We start from the raw sequence: 25,433 nt of genomic DNA, 5'->3' as shown, positions 1-25,433 counted from the left end.
TGATTGCTCCATGACTGACGCATCTGTCGGCCCGCCCGCCGGCGTCCCCGCCGGCTCGCCCGCCCGCACCGTGACCCTGGCCGACCTGATCCGCGTCCCGCTGCACCGGGTCCGCCCAGTCGCGGCGGCCGCGGCGGCGGGCCTGCTCGCCGCCGTCGGCTACCTGGTGCTCGTGCCGCCGATGGTGACCGCGAACGCCGTGGTGGCCGTGCGTCCCGTCGTCACCGACGCCTTCACCCCCAGCGGCGCGGCCGCCGACCGGGCGGTGAACATGAACGTGGAGAGCGGCATCGCCACCGGCACCGAGGTGGTGCGGCGCCTGACCGACGCGAGCGGCCGCGACCAGCGCGACGTGCGCGACGCGCTCGCCGTCGAGGTGCCCACCGGCGGGCAGATCCTCCGCTTCTCCTACGGGGCACGGTCGGCCGAGCAGGCCGTGCGGAGCGTCAACCTGGCGGCACAGGCCTATCTGGACGTCCGCCGGGCCATGTACGAGAAGCAGCGGGCCGAGATGCTGCGCTCGTACGACGACAGCATCGCCAAGGTCGCCGCGCAGCAGACCGCGTTGCAGCGGCGGATCGCCGGTGCCCGCGACGGCGCCCTCGACGCGGCGGTCGCCGAGCTGGCCGGGGTGAACAACCAGCTCACGCAGCTGAACTCGGCGCGCACCGAGATCGCCGCGGTCGACGTGAGCCCCGGGTGGATCACCCGCAGCGCCGAGCCGGCCCTGGTCTCGGCCGACGGCGGGCGCCCGCTCTACCTGCTCGCCGGCCTGGTCGGCGGCGCGCTGCTCGGGGTCGTGCTCGCGTACGCGTGGGAGTCGGTGGACCGGCGGGTCCGCACGGTGACCGACGGCCGCGAGGCGACCGGCCTGCCGCTGCTGGGCACCGTACGGCGCCGACGGTTGCGCGGCGCGGGAAGGGCCGTGGGCGCCGACCTGCGGTACGTGGCCATGGCGATCGCCGAACGGGTCCGGCAGCCCGCCCGGGTGTCCCTGCTGACCGCCCGGGAGGATCCGACCGCGCTCACCGCCGGCCTCGCGGCGGCGCTGGCCGCCGAGGGGCGGGAGGTGTTCGTGGCCGACGACAGCGGGCGGGTCGAGCGGCTGCGCGGCGCCGTGCTCGTCGACCGGGTGCGGGTGCCCGCGCTCGCCGAGCCGTCCCGGACGGTCGTGCCGAAGCCGCGGCCCGCGGGCGCCGCGGCGGTGCGCGGCCCGGCGGCCGACCCCGCGGCCCGGCGGCCGTCGCCGCACCCGCCCGGCGCCCGCCGGTCGGTGGAGGTGGACGCCACGCTCACCCTCAACCGGGTCGGGCCGCCGCCCGCCGCCGCGAACGGCCGGGCCGTCGACGTCGACGCGGTGCCGGTCGGGCTCGGCAGCGTCCGGTTCGGCAGCTGGCGGCAGGGCGCGGACCACGGCCTCGTGCTGTACAACGCCCCGCCGGCGGAGTCCGACCCGCGTGGCGTCGTCATCGCGCGGCAGGGCGCCGCGGTGGTCGTGGTGGAGCGGGACCGGACCCGGCAGGGCGACCTGCGGCGGCTGGTCGAGCGGCTCCGCGCCGCGGGCGTCACGCCGCTGGGCTTCGTGCTGACCCGCAACGGCTGGGGTTGACGGTGCCGGCGACCCGGGCCCCGGCGACCAGCGACCCGGCCGGGGGAGACCCGCGGCCCGCCGGCCCGCCCGCACCGGTGCCGCCCTCGCCGGTGCCGCTGCTGCCGCTGTGGCCCCTCGCCGTCATGTTCGGCCTCGTGCCGCTCTGGTGGCTGGCCGGCGCCTTCTACCTCGGCTGGTCGTTGCTCGGCGCGCTGCTGTTCGCGTGGCTGGTCGTGCGGGGGCGGGTGCCGCTGCCGCCGGCGACCGGGCTCTGGCTGCTCTTCCTGGCGCTCGTGGTGCTCAGCGCCACCCGGCTCACGTCGTCCGGATCGGTGCCGGCGTTCGGCCTGCGGCTGGGCTTCTACCTCACCGCACTGGTGGTGGGCGTGTACGTGTACGCCCTCGCCCGGGAACGGGCCGACCTCGCCGCGGTGCTCGTGCCGCTGTGCGCGTTCTGGCTCGGGCTGGTCGCGCTGGGCTGGCTGGCCGTGCTGGTGCCGCGGCTCGCGTTGACCACGCCGACGGAGCTGCTCCTGCCGGCGGGGGTGGCCGGCGACTCGTACGTGCAGGACCTCGTGCACGTCGCCGTGACCGAGTACAGCCAGCGTTCCCTCGACCCGATCTTCCGGCCGGCGGCGCCGTTCCCGTACACCAACAACTACGGCAGCGCGTACGCCATGACCCTGCCGTGCGTGGTGGCGTTCACCATGCTGCGCGGACGCGGCGCGCTGCGCTGGGTGCTGCTCGCCTCGCTGCCGCTGTCCCTCGCGCCGGCCTTCCTCACGCTCAACCGGGTCATGTTCGTGAGTCTCGGCGCGGGGCTCGCGGTGCTCGGCGTCCGGGCGGCGCTGCGGGGCAACGTGCGGGTGGGCGCGTCCGTCGTCGGTGTGCTGGTCATCGGCGGCCTCGCCACGCTGTTCATCCCGGTGGCGCAGCTGATCGGCGACCGGGTCGAGTCGAGCGACACCAACGCCGACCGGTTCTCCCTCTACGCGGAGGTGCTGCGCCGCATCGGCGACTCGCCCTGGTTGGGCTACGGCGCGCCGGTCAACACGGACACGGTCACCGCACAGGCGCCGGTCGGCACCCAGGGGCAGCTCTGGATGGTGCTGTTCAGCCACGGCGTACCGGCGCTGCTCTGCTTCCTCGCCTGGTTCGTGGCCGCCGCGCTGCGCTGCCGGCGGGCCAACTCGGCGGCCGGGCAGTGGCTGGCCGTCGTGCCCGTCGTCTGCCTGGTGCAGATCCCGTTCTACGGCATGGCCAGCCCGACCCTGTCGATCGCCTTCTTCGCGATCGCCATAGCGGTGGCGCTCACCGAGCGGGAGGCGGCGGCCGGCCGGACCCGCCCCGCGCCGCCGGCCCGCCACCCGGCGGCCGTGCCGGCATGACGGCCGGCACCCGCCCGCCAGCCGAGGCCGCCGCCCACGACGGCGCGCCGCCGGCCGCGTCCGCGCCCAGCGTCGTCGGGCCGCCGCCGGGTGCCTCACCGGGCGGGACCAGCGACGGTACGGCCGAGGTCCGGCGCGGCACCCGCACCGGGATCGCCGGCCTGGCCGGTGCCGCCAGCACCGGCCTCTTCGGGTTCCTGCTGGCGGTCGTCATCACCCGCGGCTACGGCACCGCCGGCTCGGGGGCGTTCTTCGCGGCCGTCGGCGTGGTCACGGTGGCCTCCGCCGCCTGCACCCTCGGTGCGGAGACGGGACTGATCTGGACGCTGCCCCGCCGCCGCGCCGGTGGGCGGGGTGACGCCACCCGGGTGCTCGCGGTGGCGTTCGGCCCGCCGCTGGCGGCCGGTGTCGTGGTCGGCGCCGCCGGGGTGCTCGCCGCCGACACGCTCGCGCCCCGCCTGCTCGACGACGCCGACGGACCGGCGCTGCTGCGGGCCAGCTTCGCGGCGGTGCCACTCGTGGTGGCCATGACGCTGCTGTTCGCCGTGCTGCGCTGCGTCCGCCCGATCCGGGCGTACGTCGGGGTGCAGTCGGTCCTGCTGCCCGCGGCCCGCCCGTTGCTCGTGGGCGCGGTCGCGCTCGCCGGCGGCGGGGTGCTGGCCGGCCTGACCGGTTGGCTGGTCCCGGCCGGCTGCGCCGTCGCCGTCTGCCTGGTGCTGGTGGCCGGCCCGCTCGGCGTGGGCCACGGCGCGCCGCTGCGCCCGGCCCGGGCCGACTGGTCGGCGTTCTGGCGCTTCGCGTTGCCGCGGGCCGGGTCCGCGGCGATCGACGCGAGCGTCGTGTGGATCGGGGTGCTGCTCACGTCGGTGCTCGCCGGGCAGGCCGACGCGGGGGTGTTCGGGGCGGTGGGACGGTACGTCCTGGCCGGGCAACTGGCCATGCACGGGCTGCGCGTCGCGGTGTCGCCGCAGCTGTCGCGGCTGCTGGGGCGCGGCGAACGGGTCGCCGCGGCGGCCGTGCACCGGCGGCTCACGGTGTGGGCGCTCGTGCTGTCCTGGCCCGTCTACGTGCTGCTCGCCGTGTTCGGGCCGGGTTTCCTGCACCTGTTCGGCCCGGCGTTCGCCGCGGGCGCCCCCGCGATGACCGTGCTGGCGCTGGCCATGCTGGTCAACACCGGGGTCGGCAACGTGCAGAGCCTGCTGCTCATGGGTGGGCGCAGCGGGCTGCACCTGACCGCCACGGTGGCCGGGCTGGCGGTCACCGTGGGCCTCGGCGTGTGGCTGATCCCCGGGTACGGCGTGACCGGCGCCGCGTCGGCGTGGGCGGTCGGCATCGCCGTCGAGAACCTCACCGCGTTCGCGTGCGCCCGGGCGGTGGTCGGTCAGCCCCTGGTCGACGCGGCGTTGCTCCGGGCGGCCGGTGGCACGGTCGCCGCGGTGGGCGGCGCGGCGCTGGCCGGGGTGCTCGCGGCCGGCCGGGGCGTGCCCGGGCTCGTGGTGGCCCTCGCGGTGCTGGCGGCTGGCTGCGGGGTCCTGCTGACGCTGCCCCGGGTGCGCCAGGGCGTCCGGCTGGCCGTCGGGCAGATACGCCGGCCGGAGGGTGCGGCTCCGGCCGCCGCTGCGGCCTCGACGAAGGGAAGGTGAGGGACGCCGTGTCGTCCATGCGGAACCGGGTCAAGCAGATCGTGCCGGCGCAGGTGAGCAACCGCGTGCGCGAATCCCTGGTCGACTACGGGGTGCGGACCAGTGACCGCCGGCCGCTGCCGGACTTCCTCATCATCGGCACCAAACGCGGCGGCACCACCTCACTGTGGAACTATCTCATCCAGCATCCGCTGGTCCCGCGGCTCTTCCCGGCCTGGAACACCAAGGCCACCCACTACTTCGAGGAAAATTGGCGGCACGGGGAGGCGTGGTACCGCTCGCACTTCCCCACCGAGCGGCAGCGGGCGGTGCTGGAGAGCCGCCACGGCGGCCCGGTGCGGGTCGGTGAGGCGGCGCCGCTGTACATGTTCCACCCGCTGGCCGCGCAACGCGTCGCCGCGCTGATGCCGGCGGTGCGGCTCATCGTGCTGCTGCGCGACCCGGTGGAGCGGGCGTACTCGCACTGGAAGGAGCGCCGGACACACGGTGTCGAGCCGCTGGACTTCCCGGCCGCGCTCGCCGCCGAGGAGCGGCGGACCGCGGGGGAGCGGGAGCGGCTCGTCGCCGAGCCGGGGTACCACAGCGAGCGCCACGACTGGTACAGCTACCGGGCCCGCGGGCGCTACCTGGAGCACCTGGAGCCGTGGCTGGACCGGTTCGACGAGCGCCAGTTCCTCTTCCTGCCGAGCGAGGACCTGTACCGCGACGCCCGGAGCGCGTACCGGCGGACGCTGGACTTCCTCGGGCTGCCCCCGTACGACCTGCCGTCGTTCACCGTCCACAACGACCGCCGCTCGGCGCCGCTGGATCCGGCGGTACGTGCGGACCTCGCCGCGTACTACCGGCCGTACAACGACGCGCTGCGCACGCGGCTGGGCCTGGATCTCGACTGGCCGGACCGGGTGGCGTGACGGCGGCGGCCGGCACGTCCACCGACCCCCGGACCCGGGACGACGGCCTGGGCTGGGTGACCCGGGCGGTGTTCGGCGACGAGCGGGTCGCGCTGACCGTCGGCGGGGCGCCGCCGGCGGGACACCGGCCGGTGGGCCGGTACGCGGTCGTCCCGTCGGTCCGCCGGGCGCGCTTCCTGCTGCCGCTCGGCGCGCCGCGCGCCACGACCGCGTCGTTGCTCGCGTACAACGCGCTGCGGCCGCCGAGGGTGCGGGCGGTACGGGCCGCGCTCGGCGGCCTGTCCCGCCTCCGCGCGACGGCCCGGGCGTTCCCCGTCCTCACCGTCTCGGTGCCGTCCGACGGGGACCCGGTGGAGCTGCTGCTGACCGAGCGGCTCGCGGCCGCGCTCGGCGACGGCCCGCTGCACGCTGCCTGCGGCGTCCGCCCGCCGGACCCGAACCACAAGCCGACCCTGCAACTCTTCACGGCCGACGGGCGGCCCCGCGGGTACGCGAAGATCGGCTGGAACGACGCCACCCGGGCGCTGGTCGCCGCGGAGGCCGCCGCGCTGCGCGACCTCGACGGGCTGGCCGACGTGCCCGAGCACCCGGCGACGCCCCGTCTGCTGGCCCGGGTCGACCGGGCGGGCCAGGTGGTCGCGGTGGTCGAGCCGCTGCCGCCCCGGGTACGCGGGATGCCGGTCACCGCGCCGCCGCGGCCCGCCACGCTGCTCGCGGTCGCCCGCCGTGGCCGCCCGGCGGCGCCATCCCGGCCGCTGGCCGGCTCGCCGTTCCTCGCCCGGCTGGCCGACGAGGCGGCGCGGGCGTCCGCGACGGCCGACGGGCGGCGCGCGGGCGCCGCGGTGGACGCGCTGGTCCGGCGGCACGGCGACACGACGGTCGAGTTCGGACAGTGGCACGGCGACTGGGTGCCGTGGAACCTGGGCCGGCACGCCGGGCGGCTGGTGGCGTGGGACTGGGAGCACAGTGGACCGGACGTCCCGCTCGGCTTCGACCTCGCCCACGACTCGTTCCAGCGGGCGGTGGTGCTGCGGGGCGAGCCGGCCGCGGCCGGCGCCCGGGCCGTCGACGCCCAGCTCGACCGGTACGGCGCGGCGCTCGGTCTCGGGCCGGCGCAACGCCGGGCGGTGGCCGACGCGTACCTGCTGGAGATGTGGCTGCGCACCTGGCGGCTGGCCGCCGCCGGGGCGGGCTGGAACGCCGCGCTGCATCCCGCCCTGCTCGATGTGATCGATAAGCGACACATGGCCTGATCCCGGCGAATCGACGCGCCGAAGGGCGTTGACCCTTGCCGAAGAGTGACGGAAGAATTGCAGCTCGTGATGCTGGTCGTGAACGGCGGTCGATGGGGTCGCCGGCGGCCGGTGTGACCGACGGCTCGGGTGGACATCGACCCGCCGCCCCGGTCGCCTCCTCGGGCGACCGGTCGCCCTGTGGTCCCTTCCGGCGCGACGCCGGTCGGTGACGCGGTGCGGGTGTCGGCGCGGCCGACCGGGCCCGAGTGAGCGTGTGGGGAGTCACGTGGACACGGACATCGAGGACGGCGGGGCTCCGGTCCTGCTGCTGGTCGGCTCGAGCGGCGGCCACCTTGCCCAGCTGCTGGCGCTGCGGCCCTGGTACGAGAGCCGGCGCCGGTGCTGGGTCACCTTCGACACCCCGGAGGCGGTGTCGCTGCTCGCCGGCGAGGAGGTGGTGGTGGCCCACCACCCGACCACCCGCAACCTGCCGAACCTGCTGCGCAACGCGGTGCTCGCCTGGCGGGTGCTGCGCCGGCGGCCGGTCGCCGCGGTGGTCACCACCGGCGCCGGTGTCGCCCTGCCGTTCGTCGTGCTGGCGCGGTTGCGCCGCGTTCCGACCGTCTACATCGAGGTGTACGACCGGATCGACAGCCCCACGATGACGGCGCGGCTGTGCCGCCCGTTCCTGTCCGCGATGCTCGTGCAGTGGGACGAGCAGCGCCGGCAGTACCCGGAGGCGACCGTCGTGGGGACGCTGCTGTGACCGGGGACGCCGGCGCGGGCACCGCGTCCACCCGCCGCCCGGGCCCGGCCCGGCCCGCACCGCACCCGGCCCGGCCGGCCGGCCGTCCCGACCCGGGGCGCGTGCCCCGGCAACGCGACCACACCGACGTGGCCGGCGTCCAGGTGCTGGTGGCGGTCGGCACCGACAAGCACCCCTTCGACCGCCTGCTGGGCTGGCTGGGCGAGTGGCACGTCGACGTCGCCGACCTGGTCGACCTCACCGTGCAGCACGGGCACACGGCCGCCCCCGCCGTGCCGGGCGCGGTGCCGTTCCTCGCGCACGACGCGCTGCAGGCCGCGATGGCCGACGCCGACCTCGTGGTGTGCCACGGGGGCCCGGCCACGATCCTGGAGTCCCGCCGGCACGGCCGGCTGCCGATCGTGGTCCCCCGGGACCCGGCCCGGGGCGAGCACGTCGACGACCACCAGCAGCTCTTCGCCCGCCGGCTCGGCGCGGCCGGCATGGTGGCGCTCTGCGAGTCCCGGGCGGCGCTGCACGACACGCTCGCCGCCGGTCTCGCCGACCCGGCCCGCTTCGCGGTCGTCACCGACCCGCTCACCTGCGACGCGCAGCGGGCTGCGGTGGCCAACGTCGGGCGGATCGTGGACGGGCTGGTCGCCGAGGCGGCCCGGCGGGCGCCGTGGTGGCGTGTGTGGGTCCGCCCGGCCGGTGGCGGGGGGCGGGTCCGGTGACGGGGGCACCGCCGGTCAGCGTCGTGGTGCCCACCCGGGACCGCCCGGAGCTGCTCCGCAGGGCGGTGGGGGCCGTCGTCGCGCAGGCCCACCCGGGCCCGGTCGAGGTCGTCGTGGTGTACGACCGCTCCGAGCCGGACGGGTCGCTCGTGGAGTTGTCCCGGCCCGGCCGGCGGGTCCGGGTGATCCGTAACGAGCGCACGCCGGGGCTCGCGGGGGCGCGCAACTCGGGCGCCCTGGCCGCCGAGGGGGAGCTGATCGCCTTCTGCGACGACGACGACGAGTGGCTGCCGGGCAAGCTGGACGCCCAGGTCGCCGCGCTCGCCGCCGCGCCGGAGGCGGAGTTCGTGAGCTGCGGGATCCGGGTCAGCTACGACGGGCGCATGGTGGACCGGGTGCTCGCGAAGGACCGGGTGACCCTCGCCGACCTGCTGCGCGACCGGCTCACCGAGTTGCACCCGTCCACGTTCCTGATGCGGGCGTCCGCCCTGCGCGACGGGTTCGGCCTCGTCGACGAGGAGATCCCGGGCAGCTACGCCGAGGACTACGAGTTCCTGCTCCGGGCCGCGCGCAGCGCCCCGCTGATCAACCTACGCACCCCGTACGCCCTGGTGCGCTGGCACCGGCGGTCCTACTTCGCGGCGCGGTGGGACACCATCTCGACGGCCCTGCAGTGGCTGCTCGACCGGTACCCGGAGTTCCGCGGCCAACCGGCGGGCGAGGCCCGGGTGACCGGGCAGATCGCCTTCGCCCGCGCCGCCAGCGGCGACCGGCGGGAGGCCGTGCGGTGGGCGAGCCGGACCATCCGCCGCAACCCCCGCGAGCCCCGGGCCTACCTCGCCCTCGCGGTGGCCGGGCGGGTCGTCCGCGCCGACGCCGTCCTGCGGACCCTGCACCGGCGCGGCCGCGGCATCTGAGGCCGACCGATCGATGAGGATGTGAGATGGCCCTGCACTCGCTGCGCTTCTACCTGGTGGACTCGCCGACGTCGGTGGGCGCCCGGCGGCGGGCGCGCCGCGCCGGCTGGCTGGCGGACGCGTTCCCCGACCTCGCCGAGATGACCGTGCTCGACCTGGGCGGCCGGGTGGAGAGCTGGTCGACGGTCCCCGTGCGTCCCGCGCACGTGCACGTGGTCAACCTGGAGCCGCTGCCCGCCGAGCTGCCGGCCTGGGCGGAGGCCGACCACGCCGATGCCTGCGAGCTGCCCGAACGCATCCTGCGCCGCCGGTACGACCTGGTCTTCAGCAACAGCGTGCTGGAACACGTGGGCGGCCACGAACGCCGCCGCCGGATGGCCGAGGCGGTCCGGGCGCTGGCGCCCGCGTACTGGGTCCAGACGCCCTACCGGTACTTTCCCGTGGAGCCGCACTGGGTGGCGCCCGGGATGCAGTTCCTGCCGGTGCCCGCCCGGGTGTTCGTGGCCCGGAAGTGGCCGCTCGCGTACACCCCCGGCAAGTCCCACGAGCTGGCCATGCGGCAGGTCCTCACCACCGAACTCGTCGGCCGGGCGGAGCTGCGGTACCTCTTCCCGGACGCGACCATCCGCGGCGAACGCCTGCTCGGCCTCACCAAATCCCTCATCGCCGTCCGGCGGCCCTGACCCCCGCCCGCCGTCCGCGGGTCGGGACGGGCCGGGCACCGCACCGGGCCGACCACCCGGCGTGACAGACTTGCCGCTGTGTTGCGCTGGCTGACCGCAGGTGAATCGCACGGACCCGCCCTCGTCGCGCTGCTCGAGGGGGTGCCCGCCGGGGTCGAGGTGACCACCGGCGACATCGCCGCCGAGCTGGCCCGCCGCCGGCTGGGCTACGGCCGGGGCGCCCGCATGTCGTTCGAGCAGGACGAGGTCGAGATCATCGGCGGCCTGCGGCACGGCGTCACCATCGGCAGCCCCGTGGCCGTCCGTGTGGGCAACTCCGAGTGGCCGAAGTGGCGCACCGTCATGGCGGCCGACCCGGTCGACGCGGACGAGCTGGCCGGGCAGGCCCGCAACGCCCCGCTCACCCGCCCCCGGCCCGGCCACGCCGACCTCGCCGGCATGCAGAAGTACGGCCACACCGACGCCCGGCCGATCCTGGAGCGGGCCAGCGCGCGGGAGACCGCGGCCCGGGTGGCCGTCGGCACCGTCGCCAAGGCCCTGGTGCGGCAGACCCTCGGCATCGAGATCGTCTCGCACGTCGTGGAGCTGGGCTCGGTCGCCGCCAAGCCCGGGCTGCGCCCGCGCCCGGAGGACGCCGCCCGCATCGACGCCGACCCGCTGCGCTGCCTCGACCCGGAGGCCAGCGCCCGGATGGTCGCCGAGGTCGACGCCGCGAAGAAGGCCGCCGACACCCTCGGCGGCGTGGTCGAGGTGCTGGCGTACGGGGTGCCGCCGGGGCTGGGCAGCCACGTGCAGTGGGACCGCAAGCTCGACGCCCGGCTGGCCGCCGCGCTCATGTCCATCCAGGCGATCAAGGGGGTGGAGATCGGCGACGGCTGGCAGCAGGCCCGCTCGCGGGGCTCCGAGGCCCACGACGAGATCATCCCGTCCGCCACCGGCGTCCGTCGGGTTACCGACCGGGCCGGCGGTCTGGAGGGCGGGATCACGACCGGCGAGCCGCTGCGGGTCAAGGCCGCCATGAAGCCGATCTCGTCGCTGAACCGGGCGCTCGCCACCGTGGACGTGACCACCGGTGAGCCGGCCACCGCGATCAACCAGCGGTCGGACGTCTGCGCGGTCCCCGCCGCGGCGGTGGTGGCCGAGGCGATGGTCGCCCTAGTGCTGGCCGAGGCCACGACCGAGAAGTTCGGCGGCGACTCGGTCACCGAGATCCGCCGCAACCTGGCCGGCTACCTGGACGCGCTGGTGATCCGGTGAGCGGGGCGGGTGGCGCGACTCCGGAGTCCACGAGGCCGGTCTGCGTGCTCGTCGGGGCACCCGGCTCCGGCAAGACGACGGTGGGGGAGGCCCTCGCCGGCCTGCTCGGCGTCGAGTTCCGCGACACCGACCTGGACATCGAGCGGATGGCCGGCAAGCCCATCCCGGAGATCTTCATCGACGAGGGCGAGGCGCACTTCCGTACGCTCGAACGCGCCGCGGTGGCCGCCGCGCTCGCCGGTTGCGCGGGGGTGCTCGCCCTGGGCGGCGGGGCCGTGCTGGCCGAGGAGACGCGGGCCGCGCTGGTCGGGCACGCCGTGGTGCACCTCTCGGTCGAGCTGCCCGACGCGGTGAAGCGGGTCGGGCTCGGGGCGGGCCGCCCGCTGCTGGCGCTCAACCCGCGCGCGACGCTGAAGCACCTCATGGACCAGCGCCGCCCGCTCTACACCGAGGTGGCGACCGCGACAGTGGTCACCGACGGCCGCACTCCCGACGAGATCGCCGCCGAGATCGCGGCGCTGCTGAAGCGGTGAGACGCCGCGTACGGGCCGGGCTGGACTAGGCTGCCGGCGATGGACGAGGTGACCCGGATTCCGGTCGGCGGCGAACGGCCGTACGACGTGCTGGTGGGACGCGGCCTGCTCGAGGAGCCGCTGCGGCTGCTGCCCGGTGCCGACCGGGTCGCGGTGCTGCACGCGGCGCCGCTCAAGGGCCTGGCCGACACGCTCGCGACCCGGCTGCAGGCGGCCGGCGTCGCGCCGCTGCTCGTGGAGGTGCCCGACGCCGAGGCGGGCAAGCGGATCGACGTGGCGGCCGACTGCTGGGATCGGCTCGGCGCGGCGGGCTTCACCCGCACCGACGCGGTGGTCGGGGTGGGTGGCGGTGCGGTGACCGACCTGGCCGGCTTCGTGGCGGCCTGCTGGCTGCGCGGTGTCCGCTGGGTGCCGGTGGCCACGTCGCTGCTCGGCATGGTCGACGCCGCGGTCGGCGGCAAGACGGGCATCAACACGGCCGCGGGCAAGAACCTCGTGGGCGCGTTCCACCCGCCCGCCGGGGTGGTCTGCGACCTGGCCACCCTCGACAGCCTCCCGCCGGCCGACCTGGCCGCCGGGATGGCCGAGGTGGTCAAGTGCGGCTTCATCGCGGACCCGGTGATCCTCGACCTGGTCGAGCGTGACCGGGCCGCGGCGCTCGACCCGACGGGCGCGGTCGCCCGGGAGCTGATCGAGAGGGCGATCCGGGTCAAGGCCGCGGTGGTCGCGGGGGACCTGCGCGAGTCCGGCGTCCGCGAGGTGCTCAACTACGGCCACACCCTCGCGCACGCCATCGAGAAGGCCGAGGGCTTCCGGTGGCGGCACGGCGACGCGGTCGCCGTCGGCCTGGTCTACGCGGCCAGCCTGGCCCGGCTCGCGGGCCGCCTCGACGCGGCCACCGCCGACCGGCACCGGGCCGCCGTCGCGGCGCTCGGCCTGCCCACGGGCTACCGGGCCGACGCCTGGCCGGAGCTGCTGGCCGCGATGCGGGTGGACAAGAAGGCGCGGGGCAGCACGCTGCGGTTCGTGGTGCTCGACGGGCTGGCCCGCCCGGCGATCCTGGAGGGCCCCGACGACGCGCTGCTGCGGGCCGCGTACGACGAGGTGGCGCAGCCGTGAGGGTGTACGTGCTGAACGGGCCGAACCTCGGCCGCCTGGGCACCCGTGAGCCCGAGGTGTACGGGGCGACCACCTACGCCGACCTGGTGGCGCTCTGCGAGTCGACGGCCCGCGAGCTGGGCCTGGACGTCACGGTGCGGCAGACCGACGCCGAGCACGAGATGCTGGGGTGGCTGCACGAGGCCGCCGACGAGGGCGCCGCCGTGGTCCTCAACCCGGCCGCCTGGTCGCACTACTCGTACGCGGTGCGGGACGCCTGCGCGATGCTGCGCGGGCCGCTCGTCGAGGTGCACATCTCCAACATCCACACGCGGGAGGAGTTCCGGCACCACTCGGTGGTGTCGGCCGTGGCGACCGGTGTGATCGCCGGGTTGGGCATCGACGGTTACTGCCTCGCCCTGCGGCACCTCGCCACGCTGGCTCCCGGGCGCTGAGTCGCGGCGCGTTCCGCCCACCGCCGACGGGTTTCGGCGCGTGGGCCTCGATCCCGCACCAGCGATCCCGCATCTGCGATCCCGGACGTGGATACCCTGCGTGATCATCCCCTCGGTTGACACTCGGTGACCGTGACGGCCGGCCCCGGTGCACCCCTGTGCCTCCTTTGCTCTGCACCCCTATCCGCACCACCCGCTTGACCTGCGGCGTTGCCGGCGGTCGGCGGAGGCGGTCGGAGCCCGACCGTCACCGTGCGTGCCTGGTGCATCGGCGGGTGCAGAGCAAAGGAGGCGGGAGGGGGTGCCGCGAGGCGTCCGGATGGGCACGGAGCGTGAGATCGGTGCGCGCGCCGGGCCTGACCGGGTGGACGGGGAGCGCGGACGGGCGGCGGGCGGGCGGGCTAGTAGACTTTCCAGGTCTGTCCGCCAATTGATGATCAAGGCAGGAAATGGCCACCACCAACGACCTGAAGAACGGCCTGGTACTCAACCTCGACGGGGAGCTCTGGGCCGTCATCGAGTTCCAGCACGTCAAGCCCGGTAAGGGTGGTGCGTTCGTGCGTACCACGCTGAAGAACGTGCTCTCCGGCAAGGTCGTCGACAAGACCTTCAACGCGGGCACCAAGGTCGACACCGCGACCGTCGACAAGCGCACCATGCAGTACCTCTACGCCGACGGCGAGGACTACGTCTTCATGGATCTGGAGACGTTCGACCAGATCACCGTTCCCGGCGGCACCGTCGGCGAGGCGGCCAACTACCTGCTGCCCGAGGCCGAGGCGACCGTCGCCACCCACGAGAACGTGCCGCTCTACGTCGAGCTGCCGACCAGCGTCGTGCTCGAGGTCACCTACACCGAGCCGGGCCTGCAGGGCGACCGGTCCACCGGTGGCAACAAGCCGGCCACCGTCGAGACCGGGGCGACCGTACAGGTCCCGCTCTTCATCACCACCGGTGAGAAGATCAAGGTCGACACGCGGGACGGCCGTTACCTCGGCCGCGCCTGATGGCCGAGGGTCCCAAGCAGCAGATGCCGGCGCGCCGGAAGGCGCGCAAGCGGGCGCTGGACGTGCTCTTCGAGGCGGACCTGCGTGACCGGCCACCGGTCGAGGTGCTGGCCGGCTACCTGGAGCGGATCGAGCGGCCCCACCCGGAGCACCTCGGCTACGCCGTGGCGCTGGTCGAGGGGGTGGCCGCCCACCTCGACCGCATCGACGAGCTGATCGCGAGCTACGCCGAGGGTTGGACGCTGGACCGCATGCCCACGGTCGACCGCAACCTGGCGCGCATCGCCGTCTACGAACTGCTCTACCTCGACGAGATCGACGACGCGGTGGCCATCAGCGAGGCCGTGGAACTGGCCCGGCAGATGTCGACCGACGACTCGCCGCGCTTCCTCAACGGGCTGCTCGGCCGGATCGCCGAGTACGCCACCCGCTGACCCGCGGCGACGCAGGAACGACGAAAAGGGCCCGTGCCGTGCGGCACGGGCCCTTTCTCGTCTGCTCGGCCGCTCAGGACGCGAAGAACGCCCGGGGGTCGGCGACCAGCACACCGTGCTCGGTGAGCCGCTCGATCAGGCCCGACGGCGAGGCGTCGTACACGATGGCGAGGGCACGCAGGTCGTCCGCGCGGATCGACAGCACCCGGCCGTTGTAGTCGCCGCGCTGCTGCTGGATGGCCCGGGCGTAACGAGCGACGTACGCCAGGTCCTCGGAGGCCTCGTCGTAGAGCCGCTCCAGGTCCAGGACGATCTTGCTGGTCGGCTCGTGACGTACCCCACTGCCGTCAGGCAGCAGCTCCGAGACGGGAACGCGGTAGAAGTCGGCCAGCTCGGCCAGGCGGGACACCGTGACGGCGCGGTCGCCACGCTCGTACGAGCCGACCACCACGGCCTTCCACCGCCCGTTCGACTTCTCCTCCACCCCCTGCAGGGAGAGCCCCTGCTGCTGGCGGATCGAGCGCAGGCGGGCGCCCAGAGACTTGGCGTATTCAGAGGGCATTCGGACACTCCCAGTGCTGCGGGGGTTCTCCCAGCGATTCGCTACGGAGCGTGACGGTACGGGGATTGCGACACCTGGTCAAGTGGTCGTGACCTTACCGTTGGGGAGCACGGGGGGAGTTATCCCCATTTCGCCGCGCTGATCCGGTGGTCAGTGGCCGGCGGCGGCCGACCCGCTGACCACTGGTAACGTGGCGTGAAGCCCCGGCGTGGGCCGCTTCGCGGCCGGCGCCGAGGTGTCCGACGTCCTTTAACGACCCGTCCCGTGAGGCGGGGAAGGAGGTCCGCCGTGGCCTGCCCACCGGCCGCCCAATCGCCGACCGCGCGGCAACCCTCGGTGAAGGTGATCCTCGCCAGCGCCGACGTGCAGCGCGTGGTCGACCGCATCGCCCACCAGATCCTGGAGAAGACCCAGGGCGCCGCCGACACCGTCCTGCTCGGCATCCCCACCCGCGGCGCCCCGCTCGCGCGGCGGCTCGCCGCCCGGATCAGCACCTTCGAGGACGTCACCGTCCCAGTCGGTGTGCTCGACATCACTCTCTACCGCGACGACCTGCGCCGTCAGGCCACCCGCGCGGTCGGGCCGACCCAGCTCCCGCCCGGCGGCATCGACGGCAAGCGCGTGATCCTCGTCGACGACGTGCTCTTCTCGGGCCGGACGGTCCGCGCCGCGCTCGACGCGCTCAACGACGTCGGCCGGCCCGCCTCGGTGCAGCTCGCCGTCCTGGTCGACCGGGGCCACCGGGAGCTGCCGATCCGCGCCGACTACGTGGGCAAGAACATCCCGACCGCGCTGGCCGAGAGCGTGAAGGTGACGCTCGCCGAGACCGACGGCACGGACGGGGTCAAGCTGTACGGAGGGACCAGCTCATGATCCGGCACCTGCTCTCCGGCGCCGACCTGGACGCGGCCACCGCCACCCGGATCCTGGACACGGCCGCCGAGATGGCCACCGTCGCCGGGCGGGAGGTCAAGAAGCTGCCCGCGCTGCGCGGCCGTACGGTGGTCAACCTCTTCTACGAGGACTCCACCCGCACCCGGATCTCGTTCGAAGCGGCGGCGAAGCGCCTGAGCGCCGACGTGATCAACTTTTCCGCGAAGGGGTCGAGCGTCGCCAAGGGCGAGAGCCTGAAGGACACGGCGCTGACTCTCCAGGCGATGGGCGCCGACGCGGTGGTGGTCCGCCACCCGGCCTCCGGCGCCGCCCACCGGCTCGCCGAGTGGGTCGACGGCTCGGTGGTCAACGCCGGCGACGGCACCCACGAGCACCCGACCCAGGCGCTGCTCGACGCGTACACCATGCGGGCCCGGCTGGGCCGGCTCGCCGGCCTGTCGGTCGCGGTGGTCGGCGACGTGCTGCACAGCCGGGTGGCCCGCTCGAACGTCCTGCTGCTCTCCACCCTCGGCGCGAAGGTGACCCTGGTCGGGCCGCCCACGCTCATCCCGGTCGACATCGCGGGGGCGCTCGCGCCCGGCACCGACGTCTGCTACGACCTCGACGCGGTCCTGCCCGCCTCGGACGTCGTGATGATGCTGCGGGTGCAGCGGGAGCGGATGGGCGACTCCTACTTCCCCTCCGCCCGCGAGTACGCCCGCCGCTACGGCCTGGACGGGCCGCGGATGCGCCGGCTGCCGGAGCACGCGATCGTCATGCACCCCGGTCCCATGAACCGCGGTATGGAGATCACGCCGGAGGTGGCCGACTCGCCCCGCTCCACCATCGTCGAACAGGTCGCCAACGGGGTCTCCGTCCGGATGGCCGTCCTCTACCTGCTGCTCGGGGGGAACAACGCATGACCGCGTACCTCATCAAGGGGGTCGGTGTGCTCGGCGCCGCGCCGACCGACCTGCTGATCCGCGACGGCGTGGTGGCCGAGGTCGGCGCCGGCCTCACCGCCGCCGACGCCACGACCGTCGACGCCGCCGGCCTGGTCGCCCTGCCCGGCCTCGTCGACCTGCACACCCACCTGCGCGAGCCGGGCCGCGAGGACGCCGAGACGGTCGAGTCCGGCTCCCGGGCGGCGGCGCTCGGCGGGTACACGGCGGTCTGCGCCATGGCGAACACCTCCCCGGTGGCCGACACCGCCGGCGTGGTCGAGCAGGTGTGGCGCCTCGGCCGGGAGGCCGGCCTCGTGGACGTGCAGCCGATCGGCGCGGTCACCGTGGGGCTGGCCGGCGAGCGCCTAGCCGAGCTCGGCGCGATGGCCGACTCGGCGGCCCGGGTGCGGATCTTCTCCGACGATGGGCACTGCGTGGCCGACCCGCGGCTGATGCGCCGGGCCCTGGAGTACGTGAAGGCGTTCGACGGGATCATCGCCCAGCACGCCGAGGAGCCCCGGCTCACCGAGGGCGCGCAGATGCACGAGGGCGAGGTGTCGACCCGCCTCGGGCTCACCGGCTGGCCGGCCGTGGCCGAGGAGGCGATCATCGCCCGGGACGTGCTGCTCGCCGAGCACGTCGGCAGCCGCCTGCACGTCTGCCACGTCTCCACGGCCGGCAGCGTCGAGGTGCTGCGGCAGGCCAAGGCCCGCGGCGTCCGGGTCACCGCCGAGGTGACCCCGCACCACCTGCTGCTCACCGACACCCGGGCCGAGACGTACGACCCGGTCTACAAGGTCAACCCGCCGCTGCGCACCGCCGAGGACGTCGCCGCGCTACGCGCCGCGCTGGTGGACGGCGTGATCGACATCGTGGCCACCGACCACGCGCCGCACGCCGTGGAGGACAAGGAGTGCGAGTGGGCGTACGCCCGGCCGGGCATGCTCGGCCTGGAGACGGCGCTGTCGATCGCCCTCGACGTGCTCGGGCCCCGCTGGGACCTCATCGCCGAGCGCATGTCCCGCACCCCGGCCCGGATCGCCGGGCTGGACGCGCACGGCCTCGACCCGGCGCCCGGCGTGCCGGCCAACCTCACCCTCGTCGACCCGGCGGCCCGCCGCGTGGTCGAGCCCGGCGAGCTGGCCAGCCTCAGCCGCAACACCCCGTACGCCGGCATGACGCTGCCGGGTCGCATCGTGGCGACCTTCCTGCGCGGCGAGCCGACGGTGCTCGACGGAAAGGCAGTGAAGTGATCCGAGCGAGGAACGCAGCGAAGCGGAGTACCGCAGTCCGGATCGAAGGAAGTGCAGCATGAAGAGGCGCTCCGCGGTCCTCGTCCTGGAGGACGGCCGGACCTTCCACGGTGAGGCGTACGGCAGCGTCGGGGAGACCTTCGGCGAGGCGGTCTTCAACACCGGCATGACCGGCTACCAGGAGACCCTCACCGACCCCTCGTACCACCGGCAGGTGGTCGTGCAGACCGCCCCGCACATCGGCAACACCGGGGTGAACGGCGAGGACGACGAGTCGACCCGGATCTGGGTGGCCGGCTACGTCGTCCGCGACCCGGCCCGGATCGGCTCCAACTGGCGTGCCACCGGCGGGCTGGAGGACCGGCTCGCCGCCGAGGGTGTGGTCGGCATCAGCGGGGTGGACACCCGGGCGCTGACCCGGCACCTGCGCGAGCGGGGCGCCATGCGCGTCGGCATCTCCAGCGTCGAGGACGACCCGCGGGCGCTGCTGGCCCGGGTGCGGCAGGCGCCGGAGATGGTCGGCGCCGACCTGTCCGCCGAGGTGACCACGGCCGAGCCGTACGTGGTGCCGGCGCAGGGCACGCACCGGTTCACGGTGGCCGCGCTGGACCTCGGCATCAAGCGCAACGTGCCGCGCCGGCTCGCCGCGCGCGGCGTCACCACCCACGTGCTGCCCGCCGCGTCGACGATCGACGACCTGCTCGCCACCGGCGCCGACGCGGTGTTCTTCTCGCCCGGCCCGGGTGACCCGGCCACCGCCGACGGCCCGGTCGGGCTGGCCCGGGAGGTGCTGAGCCGGCGGATCCCGCTGTTCGGCATCTGCTTCGGCAGCCAGATCCTCGGCCGGGCGCTCGGCTTCGGCACCTACAAGCTCGGCTACGGCCACCGCGGCATCAACCAGCCGGTGCTGGACCGGGTCACCGGCAAGGTCGAGGTCACCAGCCACAACCACGGCTTCGCGGTCCAGGTGCCGGGCGCGGGCGCCGGGGCGGTGGTCCCCGACCAGGTCATCGACACCGAGTTCGGCGGCGTCCAGGTGTCGCACGTCTGCCTCAACGACAACGTCGTCGAGGGGCTGCGGGCCAGGGACGTGCCCGCGTTCACCGTCCAGTACCACCCGGAGGCGGCGGCCGGCCCGCACGATGCGGACTACCTCTTCGACCGCTTCGCAGAGCTGATCGAAGGCGGGAAGTAATGCCCAAGCGGACGGACCTGAAGCACGTCCTGGTCATCGGCTCCGGGCCGATCGTGATCGGCCAGGCCTGCGAGTTCGACTACTCCGGCACGCAGGCGTGCCGGGTGCTGCGCAGCGAGGGGATCCGGGTCAGCCTGGTCAACTCGAACCCGGCGACCATCATGACCGACCCCGAGTTCGCCGACGCCACGTACGTCGAGCCGATCACGCCCGAGTTCGTCGAGCTGGTCATCGCGAAGGAGCGGCCGGACGCGGTGCTGCCCACCCTGGGCGGGCAGACGGCGCTGAACACCGCGGTCGCCCTGCACGAGTCGGGCGTCCTGGAGAAGTACGGCGTCGAGCTGATCGGCGCGAACATCGACGCGATCCGGCGCGGCGAGGACCGCCAGCTGTTCAAGGAGATCGTGGCGAAGGCCGGCGCCCGCATCGGTGTCGAGGACCCGGCCGCGCTCGTACCGCGCTCGCGGGTCTGCCACTCGATGGACGAGGTGCGGGAGACCGTCGCCGAGCTGGGCCTGCCGGTGGTGATCCGGCCGTCGTTCACGATGGGCGGCCTCGGCTCGGGCATGGCGCACACCGACGAGGACCTGGAGCGCATCGCCGGCGACGGCCTGGCCGCCAGCCCCGTGCACGAGGTGCTCATCGAGGAGAGCGTGCTCGGCTGGAAGGAGTACGAGCTCGAACTCATGCGGGACCGCCACGACAACGTGGTGGTGGTCTGCTCGATCGAGAACCTCGACCCGATGGGCGTGCACACCGGCGACAGCGTCACCGTGGCGCCGGCCATGACGCTCACCGACCGGGAGTACCAGCGGCTGCGGGACCTGGGCATCGCGGTGCTCCGCGAGGTCGGGGTGGACACGGGCGGCTGCAACATCCAGTTCGCCGTGAACCCGGCCGACGGCCGGATCGTGGTGATCGAGATGAACCCGCGGGTGTCCCGCTCCTCGGCCCTCGCCTCCAAGGCCACCGGCTTCCCGATCGCGAAGATCGCCGCCAAGCTGGCCATCGGGTACACGCTGGACGAGATCCCCAACGACATCACGCTGAAGACGCCCGCGGCCTTCGAGCCGACGCTGGACTACGTGGTCGTCAAGATCCCCCGGTTCGCCTTCGAGAAGTTCCCGGGCGCGGACCCGGAGCTGACCACCACCATGAAGTCGGTGGGCGAGGCCATGAGCCTCGGGCGCAACTTCACCGAGGCGCTGAACAAGGCGATGCGCTCGATGGAGACGAAGGCGGCCGGGTTCTGGACGGTTCCCGACCCGGCGGGCGCGACGAAGGAGAACACCCTCGCCGCGCTGCGTACGCCGCACGACGGGCGGCTCTACACCGTCGAACGGGCGCTGCGGCTGGGCGCGTCGATCGCCGAGGTGACCTCCGCCTCCGGCGGGATCGACCCGTGGTTCCTCGACCAGATCGCGAGCCTCGTCGAGCTGCGCGCGGAGATCGTGGCCGCGCCGGTGCTCGACGCGGACCTGCTGCGCCGGGCCAAGCGGGCCGGCCTGTCCGACCGTCAGCTGGCCGCGCTGCGCCCCGAGTTGGCGGCCGAGGACGGCGTACGGACGCTGCGGCACCGCCTCGACGTCCGGCCGGTCTACAAGACCGTGGACACCTGCGCGGCCGAGTTCGAGGCGAGCACCCCGTACCACTACTCGTCGTACGACTCGGAGACCGAGGTGGTCGGGTCGCCCCGGCCGAAGGTGCTCATCCTGGGCTCCGGCCCGAACCGCATCGGCCAGGGCATCGAGTTCGACTACTCCTGCGTGCACGCGGTGATGGCGCTGCGCAGCGCACCCGTCGGCGGCGCCGCCGGGTCCGTCTCCGGGGGTGCCGGGTCCGCCTCCGGCTCGGTCTCCGGCGGCGGCTTCGAGACCGTCATGGTCAACTGCAACCCGGAGACCGTGTCGACCGACTACGACACCGCCGACCGGCTCTACTTCGAGCCGCTCACGTTCGAGGACGTGCTGGAGGTCTGGCACGCCGAGGACTCCTCCGGCCGGGCGGCCGGCGGCCCGGGCGTGGTCGGGGTGGTCGTGCAGCTCGGCGGCCAGACCCCGCTGGGGCTGGCGAAGCGGCTCAAGGACGCGGGGGTGCCGGTCGTCGGCACGTCGCCCGAGTCGATCCACCTCGCCGAGGAGCGGGGCGCGTTCGGCGCGCTGCTGGCCCGGGCCGGGCTGCGCGCCCCGGCGTACGGCCTGGCCACCTCGTACGACGAGGCGAAGGCCATCGCCGACGAGATCGGCTACCCGGTGCTGGTGCGTCCGTCCTACGTGCTCGGCGGGCGGGGCATGGAGATCGTCTACGACGACGCGACCCTGCGCGACTACATCGGACGGGCCACCGACATCTCCCCGGACCACCCGGTGCTGGTGGACCGGTTCCTCGACGACGCCATCGAGATCGACGTGGACGCGCTCTGCGACGCCGACGGCGAGGTCTACCTCGGCGGTGTGATGGAGCACATCGAGGAGGCCGGCATCCACTCCGGCGACTCGTCCTGCGCCCTGCCGCCGATCACCCTGGCCGGCTCGCACCTGGCCCAGGTCCGCCGGTACACCGAGGCGATCGCGCGGGGCATCGGCGTACGCGGCCTGCTGAACGTCCAGTACGCGCTCAAGGACGACATGCTCTACGTGCTGGAGGCGAACCCGCGCGCGTCGCGGACCGTCCCGTTCGTCTCCAAGGCGACCGCGGTGCCGCTGGCCAAGGCGGCGGCCCGGATCGCGCTCGGCGCCACCATCGCCGAGCTGCGCGCCGAGGGGCTGCTACCCGCGAGCGGCGACGGCGGCACCATGCCGGCGGACGCCCCGATCGCGGTCAAGGAGGCGGTGCTGCCGTTCAAGCGGTTCCGCACTCCGGCCGGGAAGGGGATCGACTCGCTGCTCGGGCCGGAGATGAAGTCGACCGGCGAGGTGATGGGCATCGACACCAACTTCGGGCACGCCTTCGCCAAGTCCCAGTCGGCCGCGTACGGCTCGCTGCCCACCGGCGGCCGGATCTTCGTCTCGGTGGCCAACCGGGACAAGCGCGGGATGATCTTCCCGATCAAGCGCCTGGCCGACCTGGGCTTCGAGATCGTCGCGACCACGGGCACGGCGGAGGTGCTGCGCCGGCACGGCATCGCCTGCTCGCAGATCCGCAAGCACTACGAGGCGGGCGAGGGCGAGGACGCCGTCTCGATGATCCTGGGCGGCGACGTGGCCCTCGTGGTCAACACCCCGCAGGGTTCGGGTGCGAGCGCCCGCTCCGACGGGTACGAGATCCGCAGCGCCGCGGTCACCGCGGACATCCCGTGCATCACCACGGTGCCGGGCGCGGCGGCCGCGGTGATGGGCATCGAGGCGCGTATCCGGGGCGACATGCAGGTGCGCCCGCTCCAGGAGCTGCACGCCGCCCTGCGGGCCGCCCAGTGATCCGCCGCCCCACCGGCGACCGTGCGCCGTCCCCCATTCGTGAGCACGCGTCGATCATGAAGTTGTTGCCCGTCGCTGCGGCGTGTCGCGGCGATAACTTCATGATCAACAGGGTGTGGGGCGGCGGCGCGGCGTGGTGATGTTCGAGCGGGCCGTCCGGCCGGTGCTGTTCCGCATCGGGGGCGGGGACGCCGAGGCGGCGCACGAGTGGACGCTGCGGCGGCTCGCCGCCGTGTCCCGCTCGCCGGCGCTGCTCGCGGCGCTGCGGGCCCGGTACGCGGTCCGCGCGCCGCGCACCGTGTTCGGGGTCGAGTTCCCCAACCCGGTCGGGCTGGCCGCCGGGATGGACAAGAACGGCGTCGCGCTGCCGGCCTGGCCGGCGTTGGGCTTCGGCTTCGTCGAGGTGGGCACCGTGACCGCGCACGGGCAGCCGGGCAACCCCCGGCCCCGGCTGTTCCGGCTGCGCGAGAGCGAGGCCGTGGTCAACCGGATGGGCTTCAACAACGCAGGCGCCGAGGCGCTCGCGGCGCGGTTGGCGGCGCTGCCCCGGCCGCTCGGCGCGCCGTTGGGCATCTCGCTGGGCAAGTCGAAGGTGACCCCGCTCGAGGACGCGGTGGAGGACTACCGCGCCTCGTACCGGGCGCTGCGCGCGCACGGCGACTACTTCGCGGTCAACGTCTCCTCGCCGAACACGCCGGGCCTGCGCTCACTGCAGGACCGGGCGCACCTGGACGCGCTGCTCGCGGCGCTGGTGGGGGAGAAGCCGGTGCTCGTCAAGATCGCCCCCGACCTGACCGAGCCGGCGATCGCCGAGCTGCTGGAGGTGTGCCTGGCGCGGGGCGCCGCCGGGGTGATCGCCACGAACACCACCCTCGCCCGCGACGGTCTGGCCGCCGCCGACCGGCCCGGGGGCGCGGAGACCGGCGGCCTCTCGGGGCGCCCCCTCGCGGCGCGGGCCCGGGAGGTGGTCTCCTTCGTGCACCGGGAGACCGGCGGCCGGCTGCCGGTGATCGGGGTCGGCGGCATCGTCGACCCGGACGACGCGGCCCGGATGATCGACGCGGGCGCGAGCCTCGTCCAGCTCTACACCGGCTTCATCTACCGTGGCCCGGCGCTGGTCCGCGCCGCCGCCCGCGCCGCAACCCACCCCCGGTAGCCCCACGTCCCCGCGATCTTGCACTTTCTGCCCCGACCTAAGCCACATCCCGGACGAAACAAGGGCCACAACTGCAAGATCGCGGGGGATCATGGAGGAGGTCACGTGACACCTGAGGAGATTCTCGCGGGGGACCGGGCGCACGTCTGGCATCCGTACGCGGCGCTGCCGCCGGCCAGCCCGCCCTATGTGGTCGAGAGCGCCCGGGGCGTACGGCTGCGGCTGGCCGACGGCCGGGAGCTGGTCGACGGGATGTCGTCGTGGTGGGCGGCCATCCACGGCTACCGCCACCCGGTGCTCGACGCGGCCGTGACCGACCAGCTCGGCCGGATGAGCCACGTGATGTTCGGCGGGCTCACCCACGAGCCGGCGGTCCAGCTCGCGCGGACCCTGGTCGAGCTGTCCCCGGACGGTCTGGAACACGTCTTCCTCTGCGACTCCGGGTCGGTGAGCGTCGAGGTGGCCGTCAAGATGTGCCTGCAGTACCAGCGGGCCACCGGCCGGCCGGAGCGCCGCCGGCTGGGCACCTGGCGCGGCGGCTACCACGGCGACACGTTCCACCCCATGAGCGTGTGCGACCCGGAGGGCGGCATGCACCACCTGTGGGGCGACCTGCTGCCCCGGCAGGTCTTCGCGCCGGTGCCGCCGGGCGGCTTCGACACCCCGCCCGACCCGGCGTACGTGGCGGCGCTGGTCGACGCCGTCGAACGGCACGCGCACGAGCTGGCCGCGGTCATCGTGGAGCCGGTCGTGCAGGGGGCCGGCGGCATGCGCTTCCACCACCCGGAGTACCTGAGGGTGCTGCGCGAGGTGACCCGCGAGCACGGCATCCTGCTGGTCTTCGACGAGATCGCCACGGGCTTCGGCCGGACGGGCACGATGTTCGCCGCCGAGCACGCGGGCGTGGCCCCGGACGTGATGTGCGTCGGCAAGGCGCTCACCGGCGGGTACCTCACCCTGGCCGCCGCGCTCTGCACCCCGGAGGTCGCCCGCGGGATCTCCGCGGACGGCGTGCTGGCGCACGGGCCGACGTTCATGGGCAACCCGCTCGCCTGTGCCGTCGCGAACGCCTCCATCGGGCTGCTGCGGGCCGGAGACTGGGCGGCCGAGGTGTCGAGGGTGGGTACGGGCCTGCGGGCCGGCCTGGAGCCCCTACGGGGCACGCCCGGCGTGGCCGACGTACGGGTCCTGGGCGCGATCGGCGTCGTACAGCTCGACCACGAGGTGGACCTCCCGGCCGCGACGTCCGCCGCGGTCGCCGAGGGCGTGTGGCTGCGCCCGTTCCGGGACCTGATCTACACGATGCCGCCGTACGTCACCGACGACGCCGACCTGGCCCGGATCGCGGCCGGCGTGGCGGCGGCCGTGAAGGCCGGCTGACGGCGTCGGGCGTACGCGGGCGG

At 74.6% G+C, this 25,433-nt stretch carries 23 protein-coding genes; 22 read left to right on the top strand and 1 reads right to left on the bottom strand.

Annotated features, from left to right (window positions below):
• Positions 1-10 precede the first annotated feature (10 nt).
• The 15 genes from D7193_RS00535 to nusB all read left to right on the top strand — a co-directional run bounded on the left by D7193_RS00535 (position 11) and on the right by nusB (position 14,631).
• Entirely contained in the window at positions 11-1,609 is a 1,599-nt protein-coding gene (locus D7193_RS00535; RefSeq protein ID WP_120777414.1) for a GumC domain-containing protein, read from the top strand.
• Between the two features lie 2 nt (positions 1,610-1,611).
• On the top strand, positions 1,612-2,979 hold the full coding sequence (locus D7193_RS00530; protein WP_120777413.1) for an O-antigen ligase family protein: 1,368 nt from the start codon (positions 1,612-1,614) through the stop codon (positions 2,977-2,979).
• Positions 2,976-4,622 (top strand): lipopolysaccharide biosynthesis protein, encoded by a 1,647-nt coding sequence (locus D7193_RS00525; protein ID WP_241562766.1) that lies wholly within the window; start codon positions 2,976-2,978, stop codon positions 4,620-4,622. Before D7193_RS00530 ends, D7193_RS00525 begins: the two co-directional genes overlap by 4 nt.
• Positions 4,623-4,630: 8 nt before the next feature.
• On the top strand, positions 4,631-5,533 hold the full coding sequence (locus D7193_RS00520; RefSeq protein WP_174242525.1) for a sulfotransferase domain-containing protein: 903 nt from the start codon (positions 4,631-4,633) through the stop codon (positions 5,531-5,533).
• A complete protein-coding gene (locus tag D7193_RS00515; RefSeq protein ID WP_120777411.1) occupies positions 5,530-6,786 on the top strand; it encodes a hypothetical protein in 1,257 nt (418 codons plus the stop codon). The genes D7193_RS00520 and D7193_RS00515 overlap by 4 nt, the downstream gene beginning before the upstream one ends.
• Positions 6,787-7,054: 268 nt before the next feature.
• Positions 7,055-7,534, top strand: a complete 480-nt coding sequence (locus D7193_RS00510; protein WP_120777410.1) for a glycosyltransferase family 28 protein — start codon at positions 7,055-7,057, stop codon at positions 7,532-7,534.
• A gap of 101 nt (positions 7,535-7,635) precedes the next feature.
• Positions 7,636-8,247: a glycosyltransferase gene (locus D7193_RS00505; RefSeq protein WP_174242578.1), complete on the top strand. Its 612-nt coding sequence runs from the start codon at positions 7,636-7,638 to the stop codon at positions 8,245-8,247.
• Positions 8,244-9,164 carry a glycosyltransferase family 2 protein gene (locus tag D7193_RS00500; protein WP_120779144.1) on the top strand — a complete coding sequence of 307 codons (921 nt, stop codon included), beginning with the start codon at positions 8,244-8,246 and terminating at the stop codon, positions 9,162-9,164. Before D7193_RS00505 ends, D7193_RS00500 begins: the two co-directional genes overlap by 4 nt.
• Before the next feature lie 26 nt (positions 9,165-9,190).
• Positions 9,191-9,847, top strand: coding sequence for a class I SAM-dependent methyltransferase (locus tag D7193_RS00495; protein ID WP_120777408.1), 657 nt, complete (start codon positions 9,191-9,193; stop codon positions 9,845-9,847).
• 78 nt (positions 9,848-9,925) lie between these two features.
• Positions 9,926-11,104 (top strand): chorismate synthase, encoded by a 1,179-nt coding sequence (aroC, locus tag D7193_RS00490; RefSeq protein WP_120777407.1) that lies wholly within the window; start codon positions 9,926-9,928, stop codon positions 11,102-11,104.
• Positions 11,101-11,637: a shikimate kinase gene (locus D7193_RS00485; RefSeq protein WP_120777406.1), complete on the top strand. Its 537-nt coding sequence runs from the start codon at positions 11,101-11,103 to the stop codon at positions 11,635-11,637. The genes aroC and D7193_RS00485 overlap by 4 nt, the downstream gene beginning before the upstream one ends.
• A 39-nt stretch (positions 11,638-11,676) precedes the next feature.
• Positions 11,677-12,756, top strand: a complete 1,080-nt coding sequence (aroB, locus tag D7193_RS00480) for a 3-dehydroquinate synthase (RefSeq protein ID WP_120777405.1) — start codon at positions 11,677-11,679, stop codon at positions 12,754-12,756.
• A complete protein-coding gene (aroQ, locus tag D7193_RS00475) occupies positions 12,753-13,190 on the top strand; it encodes a type II 3-dehydroquinate dehydratase (protein WP_120777404.1) in 438 nt (145 codons plus the stop codon). Before aroB ends, aroQ begins: the two co-directional genes overlap by 4 nt.
• A gap of 449 nt (positions 13,191-13,639) precedes the next feature.
• Positions 13,640-14,197 (top strand): elongation factor P, encoded by a 558-nt coding sequence (gene efp / locus D7193_RS00470; RefSeq protein WP_120777403.1) that lies wholly within the window; start codon positions 13,640-13,642, stop codon positions 14,195-14,197.
• A gap of 23 nt (positions 14,198-14,220) precedes the next feature.
• Positions 14,221-14,631: a transcription antitermination factor NusB gene (gene nusB, locus D7193_RS00465; protein ID WP_174242577.1), complete on the top strand. Its 411-nt coding sequence runs from the start codon at positions 14,221-14,223 to the stop codon at positions 14,629-14,631.
• Between the two features lie 73 nt (positions 14,632-14,704).
• On the opposite strand, the gene bldD is transcribed toward nusB, so the two are convergent.
• Positions 14,705-15,193 (bottom strand): transcriptional regulator BldD, encoded by a 489-nt coding sequence (gene bldD / locus D7193_RS00460; RefSeq protein ID WP_013285505.1) that lies wholly within the window; start codon positions 15,191-15,193, stop codon positions 14,705-14,707.
• A 288-nt stretch (positions 15,194-15,481) separates the two neighbouring features.
• On the opposite strand from bldD, the gene pyrR reads away from it, so the two are divergent.
• From pyrR to D7193_RS00425, 7 genes are all read left to right on the top strand, one after another.
• The gene (gene pyrR / locus D7193_RS00455; RefSeq protein ID WP_120777401.1) at positions 15,482-16,066 is read left to right on the top strand and encodes a bifunctional pyr operon transcriptional regulator/uracil phosphoribosyltransferase PyrR; all 585 of its coding nucleotides are present in this window, start codon (positions 15,482-15,484) and stop codon (positions 16,064-16,066) included.
• Positions 16,063-16,989 (top strand): aspartate carbamoyltransferase catalytic subunit, encoded by a 927-nt coding sequence (locus D7193_RS00450; protein WP_120777400.1) that lies wholly within the window; start codon positions 16,063-16,065, stop codon positions 16,987-16,989. Before pyrR ends, D7193_RS00450 begins: the two co-directional genes overlap by 4 nt.
• On the top strand, positions 16,986-18,263 hold the full coding sequence (locus D7193_RS00445; protein WP_120777399.1) for a dihydroorotase: 1,278 nt from the start codon (positions 16,986-16,988) through the stop codon (positions 18,261-18,263). The genes D7193_RS00450 and D7193_RS00445 overlap by 4 nt, the downstream gene beginning before the upstream one ends.
• Positions 18,264-18,321: 58 nt before the next feature.
• Positions 18,322-19,458, top strand: coding sequence for a glutamine-hydrolyzing carbamoyl-phosphate synthase small subunit (gene carA, locus D7193_RS00440; protein ID WP_120777398.1), 1,137 nt, complete (start codon positions 18,322-18,324; stop codon positions 19,456-19,458).
• Positions 19,458-22,874: a carbamoyl-phosphate synthase large subunit gene (gene carB, locus D7193_RS00435; RefSeq protein WP_120777397.1), complete on the top strand. Its 3,417-nt coding sequence runs from the start codon at positions 19,458-19,460 to the stop codon at positions 22,872-22,874. Before carA ends, carB begins: the two co-directional genes overlap by 1 nt.
• 136 nt (positions 22,875-23,010) lie before the next feature.
• Positions 23,011-24,030 (top strand): quinone-dependent dihydroorotate dehydrogenase, encoded by a 1,020-nt coding sequence (locus D7193_RS00430; RefSeq protein WP_120779143.1) that lies wholly within the window; start codon positions 23,011-23,013, stop codon positions 24,028-24,030.
• A 105-nt stretch (positions 24,031-24,135) separates the two neighbouring features.
• The gene (locus D7193_RS00425; protein ID WP_120777396.1) at positions 24,136-25,410 is read left to right on the top strand and encodes an adenosylmethionine--8-amino-7-oxononanoate transaminase; all 1,275 of its coding nucleotides are present in this window, start codon (positions 24,136-24,138) and stop codon (positions 25,408-25,410) included.
• The last annotated feature ends 23 nt before the right edge of the window (positions 25,411-25,433 follow it).

Source organism: Micromonospora costi (genome assembly GCF_003626655.1).
Taxonomy (GTDB): Bacteria; Actinomycetota; Actinomycetes; order Mycobacteriales; family Micromonosporaceae; genus Micromonospora; species Micromonospora costi.
This window is presented reverse-complemented; position numbering and strand designations above follow the sequence as displayed.